The organism is Halorubrum halodurans, from assembly GCF_002252985.1.
GTDB classification, from domain to species: Archaea; Halobacteriota; Halobacteria; order Halobacteriales; family Haloferacaceae; genus Halorubrum; species Halorubrum halodurans.
This window is the reverse complement of record NZ_NHPJ01000074.1, coordinates 1-9,665: the sequence shown is the minus strand read 5'-3', so window position 1 is coordinate 9,665 and position 9,665 is coordinate 1. Positions and strand designations below refer to the sequence as shown.

Sequence of the window (9,665 nt, the reverse complement as noted above, 5' to 3'; positions counted from 1 at the left end):
CGCGTAGCGCCACGCTGCTTGCGTCGGCCGTCTTCCCGGAGCCGGCTGCCCCTTTGAGTCCCACCCCACACTGCCCAGCACCGCACCTCACGCCTCCCCAGCCTCGCGGCTCGCTCTGCTCGCCGCGTCCCTCGCGGGCTCCTCGTGCCCCTTCGGGGCACTCGGAGGCGCGCCACCGCTCCGGCGATCGGTCGTTGCTTCGGCTGTACTGAACGATCCATGATCACACACCGTTGATCGACCGGTATCACCTGAGCGAACGTGTTCGGGTCGCCGTTTAGGGGGAAAGCGACCATACCGTTGGACATGAGCACGACCGCCGAGGAGCGTCCGGACGACCGGACGAGCGAGGAGGACGCCGCGACCGGAGACGAGGCGGCAATCGAGGACGAGACCGAGGCCGCCGAGGAGCCGCCGGAAACGACCGTGACGGTGCGGTGTACGGGCCACGTCCGCACGGAACTCGACGGGACCTACGAGTTCGAGTACACCTTCACCGGGAACACGCTGCGGGAGTTCCTCGACGACCTCTTCGAGGACTACCCCGAGCTTCAAGAGCTGCTGATCGCGGAGACGGAGGCGGACGCCACCCACAGCGGCTGGGCCCCGACTCCGGAGGAGCTCCCCGGCACGTGGACGAAGAACCCGGTCGGCGAACAGACCATCGCGTACGCCCGGATCCTGGTGAACGGCCGGTTCAACGAGAACGAGCGCGGGTTCGACACCGAACTCGAGGAGGGAGACCGCGTCGCGTTGGTGTACCCGTTCATGTTCTGTTGTTGAGGCCGGTCGGACACGTTTATGTCGGGAGCGGTTCGACACTCCGGCGTTCGACCGCCCCGTCGCCGGGCGGATCGGGTAGACACCATGGCACAGATACGCCTCCTCGTCGACCTGCCTGACGGACCGTGGATCGCCGACGTCTCGCGTGAGTTCCCCGAGGCCGTCTTCCGCGTGTTGACCGCGACGCCCGGCGACGGAGCGGGGTTCGCGCTCGTCCGTATCACCACGGACGACATCGACGGCGTGCTCGCGGCGATGAGGGACCACGCCGGGCTCGCCGAGACGTCGGTGATGACGCGCTCGCCCGGCGAGACCACGGTCCAGATCGAGGCGTCCTCGCCGCTGCTGCTCCTCGCCGCGCAGGGCGCTGGCGTCCCCATCGAGATGCCGGTCGAGATCGCGAACGGGGTCGCGACGCTCGACGCGACCGGCGCACACGACCGGCTCTCGACGTTCGGCGACCAGCTCGCCGGCATGGGCCTCTCCTACGAGGTGGAGTTCGTCCAACAGCGCGTGAACCCGAGCCGGCTGCTCACCGAGAACCAGCTCGACCTCCTCCTGACCGCGGTCGAGGCCGGCTACTACGACGTCCCCCGCGAGAGCACGCTCACGGAGGTCGCGGAGGCGGCCGGGATCGCGAAGTCGACGTGTAGCGAGACGCTCCAGCGGGTCGAGCGGACGATCGTCCGGGAGTTCGTCGAGGACCTCCCCACCGTGAGCGGCGAGCTGAAACGCGAACTGACGGGGGAGTGAGCGCGGCCGAGCGGCCGCCGCCGGGCGCGCGCCATCCGTCGGGTATTAACGCCGCCGCCGCCTACCGCGTGGCGTGTTACGCAAGGACCTCCTGCGCGTCTCCCGCGCGGGCGGCGGCTACCGCCCCCGGTTCGTCGGGCGGGAACGCCGCCCGCTCGCCGCGAAGGTGCTCGGGGCCTTCGAGGCCACCGTCGGCGAGCCCCGGTCGGCCGTGACGGCGGCGGTCGACGCGCTGGAGGCCGAGTCGGAGGACTTCAAGCTCGTCCGCGGCCTCGCCGCGCTCGTCGAGCGCGAGTGCGCCTTCGAGGCGCGGTCGACGGTCCCGCCGCCGCGGGTCCGCCGCGCCGCCTTCGAGGCCGCCGAGGCGGTCGGCGTCGCCGGCGCGGACGACAGGGCGCGGGCGATCGACCGGGCCGCCGACCGGCTCGGCGTCGACGCCGCGGTCGTCGAGGCGGACCTGTACGCGGACCGCGAGCGCAACGAGGTCCTCGTCGACGCCGACGTGCGCTGGGATCCGGACGCGCTCGTCGAACAGTACAACCTCTCGCTCGCCCAGACGGCGCTGTTCGACGCCACCGAGGTCCGAGTGCGCTCCGTCGATCCCAAGGCGCTCGTGAGCGCGGTCAAGCGGCTCCGGCTGATGTACGAGCTCCGCCGAACCGACGACGGGCGGGAGCTCGTCGTCACCGGCCCGGACGCCCTCTTCCGGCGGACGAGACGCTACGGCACCGCCTTCGCCCGCCTCCTCCGGACCGTCGCCGGCACCGCCGAGTGGCGGCTGGAGGCGACGATCGACGACCGGGGAACGGAGCGGACGATGACGCTCTCCGAGGCCGACGTGACGGTTCCCGGCGTCGATCCGGTCGCCGAGCCCGACTTCGACAGCGGTGTCGAGGCCGACTTCGCCGGGCGGTTCCGCGGCCTCGACCTCGACTGGACGCTGGTCCGCGAGCCGGAGCCGCTCGCCACCGGGACGCGGGCCATGATCCCCGACTTCGCCTTCGACTACGACCACGCCGACTTTACGCTGTTTTTTGAGGTGATGGGCTTCTGGACGCCGGAGTACGTGGAAAAGAAGCTCGACCAGCTCGCCGACGTGGAGGACGTGGATCTCCTCGTCGCGGCCGACGAGAGCCTCGGCGTCGGCGAGGCGATCGCCGCGCGCGACCACCGCGTGCTCACCTACGCGGGAACCGTTCCGGTGAAGGCCGTCGTCGACGTGCTCCGCGAGTACGAGGCCGACCTCGTCGCCGAGGCGGCCGCGGGCCTCCCGGAGTCGTTTACGCCCGACGACGACGTCGTCGGGCTCGCCGACCTGGCGGCCCGCCACGGCGTGAGCGAGTCGGCCGTCGAGGACGGGCCGTTCCCTGACCACGAACTCGTGGGCCGGACGCTGATCCGCCCGGCGGTCCTCGACCGGCTGTGCGAGGCGATCGACGACGGGACGTCGCTGTCGGCGGCCGAGGAGCGGCTCGACGCGTACGGGATCGACGACGCGAGCGCGACGCTCTCGGCGCTCGGCTACCGCGTCGAGTGGGAGAGCCTGAGCGGCGGAACCGTCCGGTCGAAGGACGGTCCCCCCGACGACGCGTGAGGTCGCCGACTGGCGCGGGCGGTCGCGGACCGACGCGGCCGAGATCGACCGTCACACGCCGGAAAGCCGCCGATCGTGGTCGGGTTTTCGGAGACCGGCAACGCTCGAATACTTATATATGTTTGGTCGTTCCAGTGTAAGTCGTACTACATATGTCGACGAACATACGAACGCGGCTGCTGGGACAGGACGTATCGTTCCCGCTCGACGAATCGCGGCTGGCCTACTGGCTGGTCGTGATGCGGCTGATCGTCGGCTGGTGGTTCCTCCACGCGGGACTGGACAAGTTCCTCGCGTGGCCCTTCGACGCGAGCTGGTTCGTCGGCGGCGCGGCCGCCCAGACGACGCTCGGACCGGTGCTCGTCCTCTTCTCGGACGGGATACTGCTCTCGTTCACGAACGTGATGGTCCCGGTCGGCCAGGTGCTGATCGGGCTCGGGCTGATCGTCGGCGCGTTGACCCGCCTCGCCGCCTTCTTCGGCGCGTTCCTGATGGTGTTCTTCTACTTCGTCAACGGCGAGACGGGCGGCTGGTCACACGGCGTGATCACCGGCGACCTGCTCGGGCTGTTGATCTTCGCGATGATCGCCACGCTCGGGGCCGGGCGCGTGCTGGGCGTCGACGCCTACCTCGCGCGGACCGACTTCGTGAAAGAGCACCCGCGGCTGCGACACTTCATCGGCTGACGGAGGACACGTCATGACTCAACTCACCACGGCGGAACGGATCGCGTTGTACGGCGGCGGTGGCCTGCTCCTGATCGGCACCCTCGGGATCGGGCTGCTCGAGATAGTCGCGGGCGCGCCGCACCCGGTGTCGGGGGAGGGCCAGATCGTCCACGAGACGCTGGTTCCGCTCACGGTCCGGTCGTCGATCATGCTCCTGGGGCTGCTCCTGTGGGGCGCGTACGCCGTCTCCAGCGTGGCTCGCGAGCCCCCGGCGGACGCGTCGGTCTGAGGCGGGCGGAACCCGTCCGACCCGAGGCGTCGCTTTTCGAACCGCCCTCACTCCTCGAGGACCGGCAGGTCCGCCCGGCTTCCCTTCGGCACCACGGAGCGTAACTCGCCGTGGAGGTAGAGGCCGACGCCGATCGGGGCGCTCGCGCCCGCGATCCGGTGGGAGACGATCAGGTACCCCCAGTCGCCGTCCCACTCGGGGAGGTCCTGGTCCTCGCCGGCGACGAAGCGGCTCGCCCGTTCGGAGCCGAGTTCGACCACGTTCCGGGTCGCGTGGGAACCGAACCGCTGGACCGCGCGGGTGGTCGGCTTCCAGTGCTCCTGGCGGGTCCGCAGGAACGTCATCCCGATCGCCTCGACCGGACTCGGGTCGGCGGCCTCGCCGTTGAAGACCCACACCTTTCCGGCCCCCTTCTCCCAGAAGCCGTACCCGCCGAGCACCTCCCGGCCGATCCCGAAGCGGGTCTCCCACCAGTCGAGGACCTCCTCGCGGCTGGCGCGACCGGCCACCTCGCGGTCCGCGGCCGTCTCCGGGAGCCGGTCGAAGCGCCCGCCGTCGTTGGTCGGTGCGGTGTCGTCGGGGGAGCCGCCGTCGGGGTCGCTCATCGGGCCACCTCCGAACCGCCGACGCGCAGCTTCGCACAGAAGAAGCCGCCCGTGTCGTTGTGGTGGGGGTACACCCGGCGGGCGCGGGTCACGCTCTCGTCGTACGTCTCGCCGTCCCACTCGGTCACGCCGGGCGCCGTCTCGAGGGGGAGGTCGACCCCGACTATCTCGCAGTCCTCGGCCGCGAGGGCGTGATCGAGGACCGCCTCGTTCTCCTCGGGCGCGAAGGTACACGTCGAGTAGACGACGGTCCCGCCGGGGCGGGTCGCCTGGATCGCCCGCGTCAGGATCCCCTTCTGGATCCCGGCGACGCCGTGGACGTGGTCCATGGTCCACTGCTCGAGCACGTCGGGGTTCTTTCGGCAGGTCCCCTCACACGAGCAGGGCGCGTCGACCAGCGCGCGGTCGAACGCGTCGAACGCGAGCGGCTTCAGCGAGAAGTTGCGGGCGTCCTGGTTGGTCACGATCGCGTTCGTCACCCCGAGACGCTCGGCGTTGTGCCGCAGCGCGGAGAGCCGCCCGAGGTTGTTGTCGTTGGCGACGACCGTCCCCGAATCGTCCATCAGGTCGGCGATCTGCGTCGTCTTGCTGCCCGGCGCCGCACACGCGTCCCAGACACGGTCGCCCGGCCGCGGGTCGAGCGCCAGCGCGGGGAGCGCGGAGACCTCCTCCTGCCCGTGGGTCCAGCCGTGCGCGTGCGGCCAGTTCCCGCCGGGGTTCCCGTCCGGCAGTCGGAAGATACCGTCGTGCCAGCCGACCGGGTCGTGGGCGACGCCCTCCGTCTCGAACGCGTCGCGGACCCGGTCCGGGGAGGCCTTGATCCGGTTCGTGCGGACGACCGACGGGAGGGGCCGGTCGCAGGCCGCCCGGAACGCGTCGACGTCGTCGACGAGCGGCTCGTACCGGTCGAGCGGGTTCATGCCCGCCCTTCCGCGCCGGACGGTTAGTCGGTTTCGGGTCGACCTCGATGCGAGCGGGAGCGGGAAACTGGAGAGACGGAGGAAGCGAGCACCGTAGAACACCCGACGGCTCGGCTAGATCTGCGCTCCGACGTGGAGGACACGACCGCGAAACACACCGCCAAAGCCCCGCCCGCTCGGTCATACGTCGTTGCTGGCGCGGTGAATATCTCCAAAGCCCCAGTCGCGAGAACTCGGGGGGCTCGCTGTCGTTCGAGACGGCTTCGCGACTGCCCCGTTGAGTCCCACCCGGCACCACCCAGCCCGCACCTCACGCCTCCCCAGCCTCGCGGCTCGCGGTTTCACCGCTCGCCGCGTCCCTCGCGGACGGTTCGCGCCCTCCCGGGCGCTCACCGGCGCGCCTCCGCGTGTACACGTGAGCTGGCCGTGTTCCCGGTTCGTCGGGTCGCTCTCGGAGCACACGGCGACGGCGAGACCGAGCGCCACGCCCACCTTTAGGTCGCCCGGCGTCGTACCGCCGCACATGGCGCGCATATCCGTTCTCGACGAGGCGGTGTCGCTCTCGGAACCGACCCTGGTCGAAGGGTTCCCAGGGGTCGGGCTCGTCGGCAAGATCGCGACCGACCACATGATCGACGAACACGGGATGGTCCACTACGCGAACGTCCACTGCGACGGCCTCCCGCCGGTCGCCGTCTACCTGGAGTCGGACTCGACGGCGACGACCCCAGTGCGGCTGTACGCGGATCCGGAGCGTGACCTCGTCGCGCTGCGCAGCGACGTGCCGGTCCATCCGAACGCGGCCGCCGAGGTCGCGAACTGCCTCGACGGGTGGCTCGACGAGACGAACACCTTCCCCGTGTTCCTCTCGGGGCTCGGGCGCGAGAAGGACGAGGAGCCGCCGGCGCTGTACGGGATCGCGACCGGCGACGGCGGCGACGCGCTCTCGCGTGCGGACGTGGCGGACCCGCCGGAGGCCGGGCTCGTCTCCGGACCGACCGGCGCGATGCTCTCGGCGTCGCTGGAGCGCGACCGCGACGCGGTCGGGCTGATCGTCGAGTCCGACCCGCGGTTCCCCGATCCCGAGGCCGCACGGGTCCTGATCCGCGACGGGATCGACCCCATCGCCGGGACCGAGACGTCGACCGACGGCCTCGTCGACCAGGCGACGGAGATCCGCGACGCGAAACGCCAGCTCGCCGAGCGGATGCGGCAGGCGACCGAGGAGAGCACGCAGGCGGAGCCGCTGAAGATGTTCCAGTAGCGACGGTCAGTCGCCGCGCTCGGATCCGGCGTTCTCCGCCGGCTCGCCGACTCCGGCGCCGTCGGAGTCGCCCGCGGTCTCGCCCTCCAGCTCGTCGAGGATCGGCCGGTACTTGAGCTGTATCTCGTCCCACTCCCGGTCGGGGTCGGAGTCGCCGACGAGCCCGACGCCGGCGAAGAGGGTGGCCCGGTCGGGCGTGGCGACGGCGGAGCGGATCGCGACCGCGAACGCGCCGTTGCCGGCGGCGTCGATCCAGCCGACGGGCGCGGCGTACCACCCGCGGTCGAACGGCTCCGTCTCGTGGATCGTCTCGAGGGCGCGGTCCGGCGGGAGTCCCCCGACCGCCGGCGTCGGGTGGAGCGCCTCCACGAGCTCGAGCACGTGCCGGTCGGCGTCCAGCTCCGCGGTGATCGGCGTGTGGAGGTGTTGGACCGTCGCGAGCCGGCGGACGCGACGCTCGCCGGCCGAGATGGACGCCGCGTACGGCTCCAGCTGCTCCCGCACCGTCTCCGCGACGAGCTCGTGCTCGTGGACGTTCTTCGCGTCGGCGAGCAGCTCCTCCGCGAGCCACTCGTCCTCCGCGGGCGTCTCGCCCCGGCCGGTCGTCCCGGCGAGCGCGTCGGTCTCGACGGTCCGGCCGCGAAGCGAGACGAGCCGCTCGGGCGTCGCGCCGAAGAAGACGCCCCCGCCGTCGTCGGGTTCGAAACAGTAGCGGTGGCAGTCGGGGTACTTCCCGGCGAGCCGCTCGAGCGTCGCCGCGCGGGGGAACTCGCTCTCGAGGTCCGCCTCGAGCGCCTGCGCGAGCACCACCTTCCGCAGCTCGCCCTCGCCGATCCGGTCGAGCGCGGCGGTGACGCTCTCGCGCCAGGCCGCCCGGCTCGTGGTCCGCCGCTTCCCGCGGATCCCCGGTCGAGGGGGTCGCGGGCCGTCGGCCGCCCGCCCCGACAGCCGGTCCACCTCCCGGTCCAGCCGGCGCTCGACCGCCGCCGGCGACGCGTCCGACCCGGCGTCGGTCACCGTGAGCCAGGTCCCGTTGTCGGCGACGGTCAGCTGGACGCGCGGCAGGACGAACCGCGCCTCCGGGAACGGCTCCCAGGGATCGCCGGCGCAGGCTCCCTCGTGGAAGGCGAACCCGCCGAACACGCGCGGTCGAGCCGCCTCCGTTCCGGCGTGGACGTCGCCCGACTCGAAGAGGTCGTCGGTCGCCGCGCGGATCGCGGCGAACCGGTCCGGCCCGCTCGCGGTCAGCGTCGCGGCCGCGCCGCCCGCCAGGACGAGCGCGTCGTCCGGGGCGCTCCAGACCGTCCGCGGCGTCGGGAGGGCGTCGAACGCCGCCGCGAACGCGGGCGGATCGACCGCGGTCGTACGGCTGACGAGCGGCGGCGACGACGTCGAACGCGCCGGTTCCATTGAAACGAGTTCGGGTCCGGAGGCTCTTAAGGGTGTCAACTCCACCCGCGTTCCGTCGGCTCGCGCTCGGCGACGATCGAGCGCCCGTCGGGGAGCGCCCGTGGCCGTTCAGCTGTACCGTTCCTCGTTCCAGGGATTCGCGGTGTCGCTGTAGCCGCGCTTCTCCCAGTACCCCAGCTCGCGCTCGGTCAGGAACTCGACGCCGGAGACCCACTTCGCCCCCTTGTAGGCGTACTTGTGCGGCGTGACGACGCGGACCGGGCCGCCGTGGTCCGGCGGAAGGTCCTCGCCGTCGTAGCCGTACGCGAGAAGGACCCCGTCGCGGGTACACTCCTCGAGCGGGAGGTCGGTCGTGTAGCCGTCGAGCGCGTGGAACATGACGTGGTCGGCGTCCGCGCGCTCCGCGATCTCGGCGAACTCGACGCCGGTGAACGCGCAGTCGAACTTGCTCCAGCCGGTGACGCAGTGGAAGTCCTGTCGCTGGGTGACCGCCGGGAGCTCCCTGACCGCCTCGAGCGACAGCGAGAGCGGGTCGTCGACGGCTCCCCAGACCTCGAGGGCGTCGTCGGGGCCCCACGAGGGCGTGCCGCTCTTCGAGAGCACCGGGAACCGGTCGGTCTCGCGCTGGCCCGGCGGGAGCCGCTCGTCGCCGTACTCGCGGTAGAGGTCGGTGAGGTCCTCGACGTCGTCGGTCTCGAGGCGTCCGGCCCCGTTCGTCCGTGTCTCGGTCATACGCCCGGTACGAACTCGGGAACCGTATGGGTACCGGACGCGGCCGGCCCGTGGTTTCGGGAACTGCGCACTATCGGTGTATGATACGAAAATATCGTTTCGAAACCGAACAGATCGAGTCTCGGATCACCCGATATCCGACGCTACATTTATATACACTATCCTGTTAGACGCGGCCAAGAGAATGCCACGGGTCAAGATAACCGTCCCGGAACACCTGGAGATGCAGATCACGCAGATGGTAGAGCAGGGGGAGTTCCTCAACCGCGAGGAGGCCGTCGAGGAGCTCCTCTCGACCGGCATCAAGGCGTACAAGACCAGCGGGCCCATGGAGGACGACGACTCCGGCGGGTTCGAGGACGAGGGGATGATGGGCCACGAGGACGAGTACGTCTTCTGATCGCCGCCGGGACGACCGACTCCCGGATCGCTCGCCGGTCCGTGTGTAACACCCGCAACAACGCTTAAACCGCCTGGAGAACGTACTCGCCATCATGCACAAGGACGAACTGCTGGAGCTCCACGAACAGATGGTGACGATCATGGAACACTTCCGGGCACAGGAGACCGTCGACGAGGGCCTCTTCGACCCGTACGACGAGCTCGACGTCGACCCCTCACACGTCCACAAGTCCAAGAGCGAGCAC

General features: G+C 70.9%; 12 protein-coding genes. 8 read left to right on the top strand and 4 right to left on the bottom strand.

Translation table 11 applies throughout. The annotated features are described in order from the left end of the window. The first annotated feature begins 306 nt into the window (after positions 1–306). The 5 genes from DJ70_RS07205 to DJ70_RS07185 all read left to right on the top strand — a co-directional run bounded on the left by DJ70_RS07205 (position 307) and on the right by DJ70_RS07185 (position 4,087). Entirely contained in the window at positions 307–783 is a 477-nt protein-coding gene (locus DJ70_RS07205) for a MoaD/ThiS family protein (protein WP_066415025.1), read from the top strand. Positions 784–867: 84 nt separating this feature from the next. Then, positions 868–1,536 (top strand): helix-turn-helix domain-containing protein, encoded by a 669-nt coding sequence (locus tag DJ70_RS07200; protein WP_094531489.1) that lies wholly within the window; start codon positions 868–870, stop codon positions 1,534–1,536. Positions 1,537–1,609: 73 nt separating this feature from the next. Further along, the gene (locus DJ70_RS07195; protein ID WP_094531487.1) at positions 1,610–3,130 is read left to right on the top strand and encodes a DUF790 family protein; all 1,521 of its coding nucleotides are present in this window, start codon (positions 1,610–1,612) and stop codon (positions 3,128–3,130) included. 152 nt (positions 3,131–3,282) lie between these two features. Next, positions 3,283–3,816, top strand: a complete 534-nt coding sequence (locus DJ70_RS07190) for a DoxX family protein (protein WP_094531485.1) — start codon at positions 3,283–3,285, stop codon at positions 3,814–3,816. Between the two features lie 13 nt (positions 3,817–3,829). Further along, positions 3,830–4,087 (top strand): hypothetical protein, encoded by a 258-nt coding sequence (locus tag DJ70_RS07185; protein ID WP_094531483.1) that lies wholly within the window; start codon positions 3,830–3,832, stop codon positions 4,085–4,087. 47 nt (positions 4,088–4,134) lie between these two features. Here DJ70_RS07185 and DJ70_RS07180 read toward each other — a convergent pair whose 3' ends face one another. Both DJ70_RS07180 and DJ70_RS07175 read right to left on the bottom strand, forming a co-directional pair. Then, positions 4,135–4,692 carry a DUF7122 family protein gene (locus DJ70_RS07180; RefSeq protein WP_094531481.1) on the bottom strand — a complete coding sequence of 186 codons (558 nt, stop codon included), beginning with the start codon at positions 4,690–4,692 and terminating at the stop codon, positions 4,135–4,137. Beyond that, complete coding sequence (locus DJ70_RS07175; RefSeq protein WP_094531479.1) at positions 4,689–5,612, bottom strand: RsmB/NOP family class I SAM-dependent RNA methyltransferase; 924 nt, start codon at positions 5,610–5,612, stop codon at positions 4,689–4,691. Before DJ70_RS07175 ends, DJ70_RS07180 begins: the two co-directional genes overlap by 4 nt. Before the next feature lie 523 nt (positions 5,613–6,135). On the opposite strand from DJ70_RS07175, the gene DJ70_RS07170 reads away from it, so the two are divergent. Continuing rightward, entirely contained in the window at positions 6,136–6,876 is a 741-nt protein-coding gene (locus DJ70_RS07170) for a proteasome assembly chaperone family protein (protein WP_094531477.1), read from the top strand. A gap of 6 nt (positions 6,877–6,882) precedes the next feature. Here DJ70_RS07170 and DJ70_RS07165 read toward each other — a convergent pair whose 3' ends face one another. After that, positions 6,883–8,286, bottom strand: a complete 1,404-nt coding sequence (locus DJ70_RS07165; protein WP_094531475.1) for an isochorismate synthase — start codon at positions 8,284–8,286, stop codon at positions 6,883–6,885. A 108-nt stretch (positions 8,287–8,394) separates the two neighbouring features. Next, the gene (locus DJ70_RS07160) at positions 8,395–9,018 is read right to left on the bottom strand and encodes a molybdopterin-dependent oxidoreductase (RefSeq protein ID WP_094531473.1); all 624 of its coding nucleotides are present in this window, start codon (positions 9,016–9,018) and stop codon (positions 8,395–8,397) included. A 184-nt stretch (positions 9,019–9,202) separates the two neighbouring features. On the opposite strand from DJ70_RS07160, the gene DJ70_RS07155 reads away from it, so the two are divergent. Continuing rightward, positions 9,203–9,418 (top strand): ribbon-helix-helix domain-containing protein, encoded by a 216-nt coding sequence (locus DJ70_RS07155; RefSeq protein ID WP_066415053.1) that lies wholly within the window; start codon positions 9,203–9,205, stop codon positions 9,416–9,418. A gap of 94 nt (positions 9,419–9,512) precedes the next feature. After that, positions 9,513–9,665: UPF0058 family protein (locus DJ70_RS07150; RefSeq protein WP_179233997.1), on the top strand; the 153-nt coding region annotated here is incomplete at its 3' end.